14 protein-coding genes are annotated in these 13125 nt (G+C 71.3%); 5 read left to right on the top strand and 9 right to left on the bottom strand.

Annotation, left to right across the window (positions count from 1 at the left end):
• Position 1 precedes the first annotated feature (1 nt).
• The gene (locus tag ACGFSB_RS36515) at positions 2–190 is read right to left on the bottom strand and encodes a hypothetical protein (RefSeq protein ID WP_344521752.1); all 189 of its coding nucleotides are present in this window, start codon (positions 188–190) and stop codon (positions 2–4) included.
• Between the two features lie 27 nt (positions 191–217).
• The gene (locus ACGFSB_RS36510; protein ID WP_393408639.1) at positions 218–715 is read right to left on the bottom strand and encodes an Asp23/Gls24 family envelope stress response protein; all 498 of its coding nucleotides are present in this window, start codon (positions 713–715) and stop codon (positions 218–220) included.
• A 93-nt stretch (positions 716–808) separates the two neighbouring features.
• Here ACGFSB_RS36510 and ACGFSB_RS36505 point away from each other — a divergent pair, with 93 nt between their 5' ends.
• A complete protein-coding gene (locus ACGFSB_RS36505) occupies positions 809–1552 on the top strand; it encodes a nucleopolyhedrovirus P10 family protein (RefSeq protein WP_393408636.1) in 744 nt (247 codons plus the stop codon).
• A gap of 5 nt (positions 1553–1557) precedes the next feature.
• On the opposite strand, the gene ACGFSB_RS36500 is transcribed toward ACGFSB_RS36505, so the two are convergent.
• The 4 genes from ACGFSB_RS36500 to ACGFSB_RS36485 form a co-directional block, all read right to left on the bottom strand.
• Positions 1558–2370 (bottom strand): enoyl-CoA hydratase/isomerase family protein, encoded by an 813-nt coding sequence (locus tag ACGFSB_RS36500; RefSeq protein ID WP_393408634.1) that lies wholly within the window; start codon positions 2368–2370, stop codon positions 1558–1560.
• A gap of 171 nt (positions 2371–2541) precedes the next feature.
• Positions 2542–2763, bottom strand: coding sequence for a helix-turn-helix domain-containing protein (locus tag ACGFSB_RS36495; RefSeq protein WP_055550175.1), 222 nt, complete (start codon positions 2761–2763; stop codon positions 2542–2544).
• A 364-nt stretch (positions 2764–3127) separates the two neighbouring features.
• Positions 3128–4726, bottom strand: a complete 1599-nt coding sequence (locus ACGFSB_RS36490) for an ABC-F family ATP-binding cassette domain-containing protein (RefSeq protein ID WP_393408631.1) — start codon at positions 4724–4726, stop codon at positions 3128–3130.
• A 95-nt stretch (positions 4727–4821) separates the two neighbouring features.
• A complete protein-coding gene (locus ACGFSB_RS36485) occupies positions 4822–5607 on the bottom strand; it encodes a PQQ-binding-like beta-propeller repeat protein (RefSeq protein ID WP_393408629.1) in 786 nt (261 codons plus the stop codon).
• A 266-nt stretch (positions 5608–5873) separates the two neighbouring features.
• On the opposite strand from ACGFSB_RS36485, the gene ACGFSB_RS36480 reads away from it, so the two are divergent.
• Entirely contained in the window at positions 5874–6764 is an 891-nt protein-coding gene (locus tag ACGFSB_RS36480; protein ID WP_393408627.1) for a neutral zinc metallopeptidase, read from the top strand.
• Positions 6765–6768: 4 nt separating this feature from the next.
• Here ACGFSB_RS36480 and ACGFSB_RS36475 read toward each other — a convergent pair whose 3' ends face one another.
• The 3 genes from ACGFSB_RS36475 to ACGFSB_RS36465 all read right to left on the bottom strand — a co-directional run bounded on the left by ACGFSB_RS36475 (position 6769) and on the right by ACGFSB_RS36465 (position 10192).
• Positions 6769–8214: a hypothetical protein gene (locus ACGFSB_RS36475; protein WP_393408625.1), complete on the bottom strand. Its 1446-nt coding sequence runs from the start codon at positions 8212–8214 to the stop codon at positions 6769–6771.
• A gap of 88 nt (positions 8215–8302) precedes the next feature.
• Positions 8303–9439: an alpha/beta hydrolase gene (locus tag ACGFSB_RS36470; protein ID WP_393408624.1), complete on the bottom strand. Its 1137-nt coding sequence runs from the start codon at positions 9437–9439 to the stop codon at positions 8303–8305.
• Positions 9440–9523: 84 nt separating this feature from the next.
• Positions 9524–10192 carry a class II aldolase/adducin family protein gene (locus ACGFSB_RS36465; RefSeq protein WP_393408623.1) on the bottom strand — a complete coding sequence of 223 codons (669 nt, stop codon included), beginning with the start codon at positions 10190–10192 and terminating at the stop codon, positions 9524–9526.
• A gap of 176 nt (positions 10193–10368) precedes the next feature.
• Between ACGFSB_RS36465 and ACGFSB_RS36460 the strand changes: the two genes are divergently transcribed.
• The 3 genes from ACGFSB_RS36460 (at position 10369) to ACGFSB_RS36450 (ending at position 12843) form a co-directional block, all read left to right on the top strand.
• Positions 10369–11109, top strand: coding sequence for a lysozyme (locus tag ACGFSB_RS36460; RefSeq protein ID WP_393408622.1), 741 nt, complete (start codon positions 10369–10371; stop codon positions 11107–11109).
• A 212-nt stretch (positions 11110–11321) separates the two neighbouring features.
• Positions 11322–12590 carry an anion permease gene (locus ACGFSB_RS36455; RefSeq protein ID WP_393408619.1) on the top strand — a complete coding sequence of 423 codons (1269 nt, stop codon included), beginning with the start codon at positions 11322–11324 and terminating at the stop codon, positions 12588–12590.
• Positions 12591–12603: 13 nt separating this feature from the next.
• A complete protein-coding gene (locus ACGFSB_RS36450; RefSeq protein ID WP_393408616.1) occupies positions 12604–12843 on the top strand; it encodes a hypothetical protein in 240 nt (79 codons plus the stop codon).
• The last annotated feature ends 282 nt before the right edge of the window (positions 12844–13125 follow it).

The following is a 13125-nucleotide window of genomic DNA, read 5'->3' as shown; positions in this document are numbered from 1 at the left end:
CTCACCGCCGCCGGTCGTCGCCACGGGTACGGAAGAAGTCGCCGAGCTCCAGGTCCCCCTCGAGGAACCGGCCCGCGACGAACCCTATGGCGCCCAGGGCTGCCACCAGGAGAAACGCTCCGAACCCGCCGAAGTACCCGGCGAAGCCGAGCGCCATTCCGGCCACCATGCCGATCACGGCCATGTTCATCGTGCGCTCCTTAGCAAGACGACTGCGTCACTGAAGGCGGCCTTGCGGCTCATCGTCTTCCTCGTCCGGGAGCTTCACATCGCTCACCGCGATGTTGACCTCGACGACTTCGAGCCCGGTCATCCGCTCGACCGCCCCGATGACGTTCTCCCGCACGTCCTGCGCGACGTCCGCGATCGATACGCCGTACTCGACGACGATCTCCAGATCGAGTGCCGTCTGTACCTCGCCGACCTCGGCCTTGACGCCGCGCGACACGGATTTGGAGCCCGAGCCGCCGGGCACCCGGTCGCGCACGGCGCCGAAGGTCCTGGCGAATCCGCCGCCCATCGCGTGCACGCCGACGACATCGCGGGCCGCGAGTCCGGCGATCTTCTCGACCACGCCGTCCGCGATGGTGGTGCGCCCGCGGGTCGCGGGATCACCGCCGCCCCTCTTGGTCGTGCCCGTCTTCCCTGCCGCCTCGTCAGGGGACCCCTTCGCCAGGTTCTCCTGAGGCCGGTTCCGTTGTCCGGTGTCGGTCATCGCCGTCCGTCCCTTTCGAAAGGGGATCTACTCCTCCGTCCACACTAAGTGCGGTGACGTGGTCGCGCGCCAGGGATGCGGCAGGCTGGGGCGATGACGGCTGACGGATGGACTGAGGCGGTACGGCGACAGCTCGGCCTGGGGCGGGTGCTGCCGCTCGGCGGGCCGGGTGACGGGTCCTGGCTGACCGAGGCGGCAGCGGACGGCGTACTGCGCCATGCGGCGGAACGGGTGAGCGGCGTACGGCTCGGCGGCCTGCGGGTGGCGCTCGCCGATCCTTCGGAGACGTACGTCCCCTCCGTGCCGTCACCGCCGAGCGCGCTGCCGCCGGGGCCGCTGCGGATCACGGCGGAGTTCGCGGCCTCGGCGGCCGAGCCGCTTCCCGCGGCGGCGGCCCGGCTCCGGGCGGCCCTGTTCGCCGCCGCCGAAGACCGGCTCGGCCTGGTCGTCGAGGAGGTGGACCTCGACGTGACGGAGCTGCTCGACACGGGCCCCGCCCCCGTGGACGTACCCGCGGAACCGGCGAAGTCCCCCGCCGAGAAGGAGCCGGCCCCCGACGGCGGCGACGAGGCCCGCGCGGCGAGCGCCGCCCTTGGCGTGCCGGGCGTACAACGCCTGACGGGCACGCTCGGCGGCTTCGGCCGCGCCGTCCACATCGAGGAGTCCACCACGACAGACACGACGGACGCCGCGCTGCCGCGCCGCCACGCGCGCGTGGAACTGGCGACGGATCGCGGACACCGGGCCCTGGACGTGGCACTCGCGGTCCGCACGGCGGTCGGTGACGCACTGCGGGACAACCCGTCGGTCGCCGTCCTGGTCACCGCGGTGGAGTGATGGTGTCAGTCGCCGAGGCCCGCGAGATCGCGCAGCCTGCGGCTCTGCGCGGCACGCTCGGCGGTGCGCTGCTCCTCGTACGTACGACCTGACACGCCCTGGAGCAGCGCCTTGGTCTCGATGACGGCGTCGCGCGGCGCGGCGAGCAGTGCGGACGCCAGGTCGCTCACGGACGCGTCGAGTTGGTCCGCGGGCACGACAAGGTTGGCGAGGCCCACCCGCTCGGCTTCGGGCGCGTGGACGAAACGCCCGGTGGCGCAGATCTCAAGCGCACGGGCGTAGCCGACAAGACCCACGAGGGGGTGCGTGCCGGTGAGGTCGGGCACCAGGCCCAGGCTGGTCTCGCGCATGGCGAACTGCACATCGTCCGCGACGATCCGCAGGTCACAGGCGAGCGCGAGCTGGAAGCCCGCACCGATGGCATGACCCTGTACGGCGGCGATGGACACGATGTCGCTGCGCCGCCACCAGGTGAACGCCTCCTGGTACTCGGCGATCGTGGCGTCGAGGACGCCGTCGTCACCGCGCGCCAGATCGATGAAGGAAGGCTCGCCGTCGAACCCCTCAGGCGTGAACGCCTGCCGGTCGAGGCCCGCGGAGAAGGACTTGCCCTCACCGCGGAGCACGACCACGCGGACACTGCCCGGCAACAACTGGCCTGCCTCGGCCAACGCCCTCCACAGCGCGGGAGATTGGGCGTTGCGCTTGGCCGGGTTGGCCAGCGTCACCGTGGCGACGGCCTCGTCGACAGTCAGGCGTACGCCGTCCTTGTCGAGTACCGGTGCGGATCCGCCGAGTTCACTGCCGGGCGAAACCATAGGGGCCTCCGATGGTGGTGTGCGGTCGATCCGGACGCACGAAGTACGCGCCCGTAAGTGACTGCACAGTAACCACCCGGCCGATAGGGATCACCCCCAGGCCCCTCTAAGGGCTCTGGAGGACGATCGACCGGATGGCCACCGTCGAAGCCGGTGAACCGCCCGCAGCCGTCAGCCGGCCGCGGCCTTCTTGCCTCGCGTCGCCCCGCCGCGTCCCCGCAGCGTGACTCCGGACTCGCTGAGCATGCGGTGCACGAAGCCGTACGAACGACCGGTCTCCTCGGCCAACGCCCGGATACTCGCACCGCCGTCGTACTTCTTCTTCAGGTCTGCCGCGAGCTTGTCGCGCGCGGCGCCGGTTACCCGGCTGCCCTTCTTCAGAGTCTCGGCCACCCGTGCCTCCTCATGGGAAGTGCGCTCTGGACTTCTCATGATCACCCCTCATGGGCTTCCTGGCCACCCATTCGGCAAGGTCCGTACGACGAGGTTTCCCGCCGGGGAAGGCTGCACCACGAGCGGAATTAACGATTCCGCGTGTCGAATTCCGTACGGCCGAATGGGTTGCGGGGTGAAATACCAGGTCAGCGCGGTGGCGGGACAGAGTCGGGGGCGACGGCCCCGCCACATCGAAAATCCGTGTATCCCACACTTCGGTACGAGGAGGCCTCACACAGATGAAGGATCACGCATCGGCCGAATGATCCATACACAGTGGATCAGTTATTCGATCAACCCATGTGGACGCTCAGGCGGACGCTCAGGCGAGCGCGACCAGATCCGCGTAGTCCTGGCCCCACAGGTCCTCGACGCCGTCCGGAAGCAGGATGATCCGCTCCGGCTGGAGGGCCTCCACCGCGCCCTCGTCGTGCGTGACGAGGACGACCGCGCCCTTGTAGGTGCGAAGGGCGCCGAGGATCTCCTCGCGGCTCGCCGGGTCGAGGTTGTTGGTGGGCTCGTCGAGGAGCAGGACGTTGGCGGAGGAGACGACCAGGGTGGCGAGGGCAAGACGGGTCTTCTCGCCGCCGGACAGGACGCTGGCGGGCTTGTCGACGTCGTCGCCGGAGAAGAGGAACGAACCCAGCGTCTTGCGCACCTCGACGAGGTCTAGGTCGGGGGCCGCCGAGCGCATGTTCTCCAGGACCGAGCGCTCGGGGTCGAGGGTCTCGTGCTCCTGCGCGTAGTAGCCGAGCTTGAGGCCGTGGCCCTCGATGATCTTCCCGGTGTCGGCCTCCTCGACGCCGCCGAGCAGCTTGAGCAGGGTGGTCTTGCCCGCGCCGTTGAGGCCGAGGATGACGACGCGTGAGCCCTTGTCGATGGCGAGGTCGACGTCCGTGAAGATCTCGAGCGAGCCGTACGACTTCGAGAGGCCCTCCGCCATGAGCGGGGTCTTGCCGCAGGGCGAGGGCTCGGGGAAGCGCAGCTTGGCGACCTTGTCGTTCTTGCGCACCGCGTCGAGGCCCGCGAGGAGCTTGTCGGCACGCTTGGCCATGTTCTGCGCGGCGACGGTCTTGGTGGCCTTGGCCCGCATCTTGTCGGCCTGCGAGTGGAGCTGGGTGGCCTTCTTCTCGGCGTTCTGACGCTCGCGCTTGCGGCGCTTCTCGTCGGACTCGCGCTGCTGCTGGTAGAGCTTCCAGCCCATGTTGTAGACGTCGATCTCGGCGCGGTTGGCGTCCAGGTAGAAGACCTTGTTGACGACCTTCTCGACCAGGTCGGCGTCGTGGGAGATCACGATGAAGCCGCCGCGGTAGTTCTTCAGGTAGTCCCGCAGCCAGACGATCGAGTCCGCGTCGAGGTGGTTCGTGGGCTCGTCGAGGAGGAGCGTGTCGGCGTCCGAGAAGAGGATGCGGGCCAGCTCGATACGGCGGCGCTGACCACCGGAGAGCGTGTGCAAGGGCTGGCCGAGCACGCGGTCGGGGAGGTTGAGCGCGGCGGCGATGGTGGCGGCCTCGGCCTCGGCGGAGTACCCGCCCTTGGTGAGGAACTCCGTCTCCTGGCGCTCGTACTGCTTCATCGCCTTGTCGCGGGTGCCGCCCGAGCCGTTGGCGATGCGCTGTTCGTTCTCGCGCATCTTGCGGATGAGTACGTCGAGTCCGCGGGCGGAGAGGATGCGGTCGCGGGCGAGCACGTCCAGGTCACCGGTGCGCGGGTCCTGCGGGAGGTAGCCGACCTCTCCGGAGCGGCTGATGGTGCCGCCGGCCGGGGTGCCCTCACCGGCGAGGCACTTGGTGAGCGTGGTCTTGCCCGCTCCGTTGCGGCCCACCAGGCCGATGCGGTCGCCCTTGGCGATACGGAAGGTGGCGTTCTCGATGAGCATGCGGGCGCCGGCGCGCAGCTCGATGCCGGAAGCGGTGATCACGGACAGTCTCCAGGGCAGGGGGGATGGACGAGTGATGGACTGAGGAAGGCGATCACGCCGTCTAATGCACGAGGAGAATGGCCATAGGAGCAATTCTAACGGGGCTGTGCAAACCCTTTTCCTGCCCGGGTTCGTACGACGTCGTGGGCGCTGCCCGGCAGCTCGTTGCCCAGGGGCGTTCGCCGGGGCGCGATCCGGCCGAGGTCGTCCACCGCGATCAGTTGCGAGGTCCACGGCGTCGCGGCATCTCCGCAGGGCTGGGCGATCAGCAGGGCCCCACCGCGGCGCACGGAGCGGGCGGGCTCGAAGGCGCAGCCGCGCTGGGCGGGCAGCACCCAGCGCAGGTCGCCGTCGGCGCTGCGGTAGGCGGAGATACGGAGCGGGGTGACGATCGCGAGCATGTGGCCACCGGGGTCGAGCGTCGTCAGGACTCCGGCGGCGCCGCGGGCGGCGGGTGTGCGCAGCCAGGAGGCGCTGCCTGGGGTGGCTCGGTGCCAGCGGACGGCGCTGCCGTCGGCCCGTGCGGTGTCGGTGACCATGCCGTCGCTCCAGAGCGCGATGGCGTGCCCGGGTGCGGGGAGCACGCTGAGCGGGCGGGCTCCCTCGCGGCTGTACGTCCAGCGGGCGCGGCCGGTGGCCGGGTCGTACGCCTGGACGGTGCGGCCCTTCGTGCGGAGCGCGGGGGCTTCGGTGCCGTCCGCCACGCGCGCGTGGACGGTGACGTGGTCTCCGTAGGGGGCCGGTCGCGAGTGGTGGGCCGCGGTGATGAGCGGCAGGGCGAGGAGTGCGAGGGCCACCGGGAGTGCGAGCCGGGATCCACGGCGAGCACGGCGGGCACCTGTCGGCCGCAGGCCGGGCACCTCGATCGGCACAACGGACATGACGCCCCCTCGGTACCTCTGTTCGGCACCTCTTGCCAGTACCTCTGCCCACGGAACAGGCGCAGAGCGTAGCGGCGGCGTCCCCGCCAGGACCCGGCCGTCCGCCGCGACACGACGCACCGCTCGGGGAGGGTCCCCCGTTCGGACCTCCGTCCGGCGCCGCGCGGGACGGTGCATACCAGGATGAAGGCGCCGGCATCTCGGCACAGGGCGGTCCGACAGCGGTCCGGCATCGCCCCGAACGCGAGGCAGAGGGTGGTGCGCCCATGCAGTTCGACGACGACGCCGATCTGGACACGTCCGAGGTACAGGATGTGCGGGGCAGCCGGATCCCCGGCGGCAAGGCGACGGTCGGCGGAGGCGTCGCGGGCCTGATCGCGCTGCTCCTGGGTCTCTTCTTCGGGGTCGGCCCCGACCAGCTCGGGCTCTCGTCCGGCAACGAGGAGCCCGCCGTCTCGTCCTCGTCGCTCGCACAGGTCCAGCGGACCTGCCGGACGGGGCAGGACGCGAACACCAAGGAGGACTGCCGCATCGTGGCGGTGGTCAACAGCGTGCAGGACTACTGGCGCGCGGAGTTCCGGCGCAGGCAGGCGAGCTACTCCCCCGCGCCGACCGTCCTGTTCACAAGCCGGGTGGGCACGGCGTGCGGCGCCGCCACATCGGCCGTCGGCCCGTTCTACTGCCCCGGTGACCGGAAGGTCTATCTGGACCTGGGCTTCTTCGACGAGCTGCGGACCAAGTTCGGCTCGAGCGGCGGTCCCTTCGCGCAGGCGTACGTCGTGGCGCACGAGTACGGGCACCACGTGCAGAACCTGATGGGGACGCTACAGCGCTCCCAGGACGGGCGTACGGGGCGGAACAGCAACGCCGTGAAGGTCGAGCTGCAGGCCGACTGCTACGCGGGCGTCTGGGCGCGGCACGCGACCCGCACCCCCGACGACAGGACGGGCAAGCCGCTGATCACCAGCCTGAACGACGCGGACATCCGCGAGGGCCTCGACGCGGCGGCCGCGGTCGGCGACGACCGCATCCAGGAGAAGTTCCAGGGCCGGGTCACCCCGGAGACCTGGACGCACGGCTCGGCCGAGCAGCGGCAGCAGTGGTTCTACCAGGGCTACCGCACCGGCGACATGGGGCAGTGCAACACCTTCCGGTGAGCCGCTACACCCCTCCGGTGTGCACCTGGAACGCCGCCCGGCGCACGGCCTTCGCGAGCGCCGGGTCGGGGTGGGCCGCGGCGAGCGCGACCAGGACCTGGACGGTGCGGGGGTGGCCGATCCTGCGGACCTCGTCCAGGAGAGCGGGCACCGTGCCCTGGACCGCCGACTCCAGATGGCGTACGAGGAGCTGAGTCTCCCCGTGGTCGGCGACGGCCGCGGCGGTGTCGACCCACAGCCACGTCGACTCGTCCCGCGTCAGGACGAGGTGGACGTCCTCGGGGTCGGCGCCCTCCTGCTCGGCCAGCCAGATCAGGGCGTAGGGCCGCAGCGAGGTCTCGTCGACGACGGCCCGCACCTCCGCCTCGGCCGGGGCGCCGACCACCCGCAGGGCTTCGAAGGCGAGACCGCGCAGGAGGGCGTCCTCGCCGCGGGCGGCGGTCAGGAGCTCGGTGACGGCGCTGCCGACGGGGCGGGCGGCCAGCCAGGCGCGGTACTCGGAGCGGGCCGCGTTCGGGCGAAGCCGCGCACAGCCCCGGAGCATGTCGTCGGCGGCCTGCTCGATGTTCCCCGCCGGGCTCTGCGCGGCCACGCAGATCTGCTCGAGCTTGACCCAGACCGCCCAGCTGCCGAGCGGCGTGAGCGTGGCCTGTCCCTCGGCGTACGTCAGCGCTCCGACGGCGGCGAGGCCGCGCAGCGCCCAGTCGAGGAGGGTGGCGAGGGGCGGGGCTTCGTCGGGGTCGACCGGCTCGGGCTGCGGGCCGTAGGGGATCTCGCAGCGTTCCGTGCGCAGTTCGGTGACGCGCTGATCGAGGAGGTCGAGGAGCTGCGGCAGGGGCACGGGGCCCGCCGAGAGCTGCAGCAGGGTGAGGAGCTGCGGCATGGCCTCGACGGTCTCGGCCACGGTGGCGGGCGCCAGTTCGCGCGATGCCGTGTGCGTGAGCGACCAGGCGTCGAAGAGTGCGACCCAGCCGCGCAGTACGGCGGCGTCGTCGCGGTCCCAGGCGCGCAGCCGCCAGCCGGGGCGTGCGCTGTCGCCGTGCACCTCGATGAGTCCTGCGAGGCGTGCGGTGTCCCAGTCGGCGCGGACCTGATCCGGGGTCAGCCCGAGTTCGGCGGCGGCCCGTTCGGCGGTGGCGGTGGAGAGGGTGCCTCTGCCGTCGGGGGTCGCTCCGTCGCGGCTGCGGCCCGGGTGCAGGGACGTATCGGCCCAGCGGGCGACCCGTACGGCGGCGGCGAGGCCTTTGCGCGCCATCCTGGCCAGCTCGGCGGGGGCGGGTGTGCCCTCGGGGGGCCGGGGCGCGGGGCGGCGCGAGCGCTGCTGTGTCACTGCGCCGGGGGCGGTCAGGGGGCGCGCTGCGCCACGCTCCGCCCCCGCTCGCCTCTCGGCCCTCGGGGACTGAGCGCGGACGAGTCGGAGCCTTGAGTCGCGCGGGATACGGGACGTCACGGGAGCAGTCTTCCTGTTGACGGTCCGAAAACCCAAACGGAATGCTTTCGCAAGGCTCCGGAGCGCTGCGGCAGGGGGCTTTCGCGCGCTACATGAGGGGCGTGAGGAAGCGCCTCAGCGCCTCTTCGTAACCCGCGGGGTCGGCGTTCCACATGGCGCCGTGGGGCGCATCCGGAACGGTGTGCAGAGTGACAAGATCCGGGCGCCGCTCAGCCAGTTGACGGGAGAGCCCCCAGGGGGCGATGACGTCGTCAGGGCCGTGGAAAAGGAGCGTCGGGACCTTGAGCACCCCGGGGTCCGCGGCCTCCAGGATGCGGTCGCCGCGCAGGCCTGTGCGGCCCTGGGCGGCGCGCACCGCGAGCGGCAGGAGCGGCCTGGGCGTGCGCCGGGCCGCGGCGAGCGCGCGCAGGGTGGTCTCCCAGTTGAGCACCGGGGAGTCGAGGACGAGTCCGCTGATCCGCTCGCGCAGGGCCGAGTACGCGGCGGCGTGCAGGGCCATCGCGGCGCCGGTGGACCAGCCGTGCAGGATCACGTTCTCGGCGCCGTAGCGGACGGCGTAGCGGATGGCCGCGTCCAGGTCGCGCCACTCGGTCTCGCCGAGGTGGCCGAGGCCGTCCGGGGAGCGGGGTGCGCCGAGGTCGCCGCGGTAGGCGATGTCGAGCACGGGGAACTGCTGGCGGTGCAGGAAGTCCATGACGACCATGGGGTGCTCGCGGGTCGTGCCGAGGCCGTGCACGGTGATCACCCAGGTGTCGCGGACGCCCGGCACGAACCAGGCGGGAAGACCGCCGAGCTCTCCCGGTATGTCCACGTCCGCGTGGTCGATGCCCAGTGCGGCGTGCGGGTCGCCGATGTGGACCTGCGGGGTGAGCCAGATCTTGTCCCCGGGTTCGACGGAGCCGTGCGTGACGCGCTCCAGGCGCCGTACGACGGCGTCCGCGGCGTGCGGCGCCGAGTCCACGACGGGGCCGATCACGGCGTGGCTGCCGTGGCCGCTCATGCCGTAGGTGCCGGGGCGCAGGCTCGCGAAGGCGCGGGTCAGGGTGATCCGGCCCGCCGCCGTGGCATGGACCGTGAGGCGCGGCTCGGTCGGCAGCGGGCGGCCCGCCGGTGCCTTCAGGGCGGCGTTGCTGGCGAACCGGCCCGCGGCGACGGCGGCTGCGCCGCCCAGGAGGGCGGTGGTGACGGCGGTGACGGCCGTTGCCGTCGCTTTGGCTTGGCGCACCTGCCCAGTGTCCGGCGGGCGGGTCGGTACGGCCAGTGGGCGTGACCCGCGGAGTGACACCTTCATCGCGTCACCCATGGAGCGTCACCGCTGCCCGTACCCCCGCAGTCTGTCCTCCGCTTCCCTCAGCTGGCTGGTGGTCAGCAGGGTCGGGGTGTGGCCCGGGATCGCGCTGGCCGTCAGCCAGAGGCGGGACATCCATTCCAGCTGTGCCGTGCGGTCGTACGCCTGGTCCAGAGTGCCTCCGTATGTGACGGTTCCGTGGTTCTGGAGCAAGCAACCTGTGCGCCCCCTGAGGGACCGGAGCATGTTCTCGGCCAACTCGTCCGAGCCGTACGGCGCGTACGGGGCGACGCGGGCCGGGCCGCCGAGCGCCGCCGCCATGTAGTGGATGGGCGGGAGCTCCTGGACGACGGTGGAGACGGCGGTCGCGTGCACCGCGTGGGTGTGGACGACGGCTCCCGCGCTGGTGGTGCGGTAGATCGCCAGGTGCATGGGCAGTTCGCTGGTCGGCGAAAGATCGCCGAAGAGGCGGCGGCCGTCGATGTCCACGCCCACCGCGTCCTCGGGGGTCAGACGGTCGTACGGGACGCCGCTCGGGGTGACCAGGATCGTGCCGCCCACCCGCACCGAGAGATTGCCCGACGTGCCGACCACCAGGCCGTCCCGCACCGTTCTGCGGGCCGCTGCCACCAGCTCGTCCCACGCCCGCTCGATCGCGCGCCGCCCGCCGTCACCCAACTGCTCCGTCATGCCGCGATCCTGCCAGCCGTGGGCCGCGGCACTGTAGTACGGAGCCCGGAGTCGAGAAGGACATCAATGGGCATACATCCATCTCTACGGCTATTGGCTGGCGATCGACCGGCATCCGATGATCTTCCACTAACCTCTGGGGGATTTGTCATGCACGTCGCCATCCGGGGGGAAATATGGCTCGTGAGCACAAACCATCCCATCGCCGCGCACGCGTCCTCGCGGCTTCCGCAGCGGCACTGGCCCTTGGAGGGACCGCCCTCGCCGAGATTCCGGTTTCGGCCGCGGGCAAGCCCAGGGGGCACGACGTCTCGTCACACCAGAAGAACGTCAACTGGCAGAAGGCGAAGAGCAAGGGCGCACGCTTCGTCTACGTGAAGGCCACCGAGTCCCACACCTACCGCAACCCCTACTTCAAGCAGCAGTACAACGGCTCCCGCAACGCGGGCATCGTCCGCGGCGCGTACCACTTCGCCGTGCCGAACAAGTCGTCGGGCAGGAAGCAGGCCGCGTACTTCATGAGCCATGGCGGACGCTGGCGGGCGGACGGCTGGACGCTGCCGCCCGCGCTCGACATCGAGCACAATCCCTACAGCTCACGCAAGTGCTACGGCCTCCGCAAGACCACCATGGTCAACTGGATCAAGTCCTTCAGCAACGAAGTGAAGCGGCAGTCGGGGCGCCGCCCCGTGATCTACACGACCGCCAAGTGGTGGAACAACTGCACGGGCGGCAGCCGCGCCTTCGGATCGAACCACGCACTGTGGCTGGCGCACTGGTCATCGACGTCGGGGGCACTGCCCAAGGGCTGGTCGTACCTGACCATCTGGCAGCACGACAACAGCGGAAGACTGCCGGGTGATCAGAATCTCTTCAACGGATCACTGAGCCAGCTGAAGAGGTTCGCCAGAGGGTAGCCAGGAGCCTCCGCAAGCCCTCGGAAAGCCTCTGGAAGCCCAGATTCCGGGCCCTGCGGTGCCACTCCGGGCGATCTTCGCCGGAGCCCCGGCGGAAGCGGAGTGGCAGCGCCCCGAATTGGGTCACCGCAAGGCCCGACCCAGTTCACTTTCCGTTCACTCAGATTGCCTACGTTCCACTTGCCACTGACGTCCAACAGAAGCCTGGGTAAATGGAACACATCACGCTTCTCCTCGGGATCGTGATCGTCACCGCTCTCGTGTTCGACTTCACGAACGGTTTCCACGACACAGCCAACGCGATGGCCACGACCATCTCGACTGGCGCTCTCAAGCCCAAGACGGCGGTGGCCATGTCCGCCGTGCTGAATCTCGTCGGCGCTTTCCTGTCGGTCGAGGTCGCCAAGACCATCTCCGGCGGCATCGTCAACGAGGACGGACTGAAGACAGAGGTGATCTTCGCGGCCCTGGTCGGCGCGATCCTCTGGAATCTGCTGACCTGGCTGGTGGGCCTGCCCTCCAGTTCCTCCCACGCACTCTTCGGCGGCCTCATCGGCGCCGCGGTCATGTCGATGGGCTGGTCGTCGATCAACGGCGGCACCGTCGTCACCAAGATCCTCATCCCCGCGCTCGCCGCGCCCCTCGTGGCCGGCATCGCCGCGACGCTCGCCACGCGCCTGACGTACCGCATCGGGCGCAACACCGACACCAAGGCGACCGCCAAGGGCTACCGCGCGGGCCAGATCGCCTCCGCGGGCCTCGTCTCGCTGGCGCACGGCACGAACGACGCGCAGAAGACCATGGGCATCATCACGCTCGCCCTGATCACCGGCGGTGTCCTGAACCCGGGCGCCAACCCCCCGCTGTGGGTCATCGTCTCGGCCGGCATGGCCATCGCGCTCGGCACCTACCTCGGCGGCTGGCGCATCATCCGCACCATGGGCAAGGGCCTGACGGATCTCGCGCCGCAGCAGGGCTTCGCCGCCCAGACCAGTGCCGCGACCGCGATCCTCGCCTCCTCGCACATCGGCTTCTCGCTCTCCACCACCCAGGTCTGCTCGGGCGCCGTGATGGGCGCGGGCCTCGGCCGCAAGGGCGGTGTGGTCCGCTGGTCCACGGCGACCCGCATGTTCGTCGCCTGGGGCCTCACGCTCCCGGCCGCCGGTCTGGTCGGCGCGGGCGCGGAGTTCCTCACCAAGCAGGGCCCCTGGGGCGTCGCGGCGACCGCCGCGCTCCTGGTGACCGGCTCGGCCATCATCTGGGCACTGTCCCGGCGCAACTCCGTCGACCACACGAACGTCGCCGACGACGAGATCGGCGAATCCCCCGCGGCCGAGCCCGCGGGCGTCGTGACCACCGCGATGGCCGCCGTCACGCCGCCGCCCACCGGCTCGGCCCCGGCGGGCCACGTCGACCTCGTCAAGGCCACCATCTCGGCCCCGACCGGCACCGTGGCGGATCCCGCCCGCGCCACGGTCTAAGGAACGGAACACCATGCATATCGACTGGGCAGCTCTCGGCTCCGTCTTCGGAGTCAGCCTCGGCATCACGGTGGCCCTGGTGGGCCTGTTCACCCTCGGCATCGTCGGCCTCTCCAAGCGCGAGGCGGCGACGGCCGGTGCTCCTTCCTCCGGAGGTGGCAGCACCCCCGTGGCAGCACGCACGGGCGCGTACGTGTGCTTCGCGCTCTGCGCGGCGGCTGTGGCGTACGGGATCTATCTGATCGTCGCCTGACGGCGGATCCGGCCTTCGAACGAGCCGGGGGGGGGGGGGGGGGGGGGGGGGGGGGGGGGGGGGGGGGGGTGGGGGGGGGGGGGGGGGGGGGGGGGGGGGGGGGGGGGGGGGGGGGGGGGGGGGGGCGCGGGGGGGGGGGGGGGGGGGGGGGGCCCGGCGCGGGGGGGGGGTGGCGCGGGGGGGCGCGGGGGGCCGGGGGGGGGCGGGCGTCGGCGCTGGCCCTTGGGGCGGGGGCGTCTGCGGCTCCGGCTCCGGCTCCTGCCGGGTCTGCTGGGGTACCGG

Origin of the sequence: Streptomyces sp. NPDC048441, from assembly GCF_043200235.1 — a bacterium.
Lineage (GTDB): Bacteria > Actinomycetota > Actinomycetes > Streptomycetales > Streptomycetaceae > Streptomyces.
Note: the sequence above shows the minus strand (reverse complement) of the source record. Positions and strands in the feature narration are given on the sequence as shown.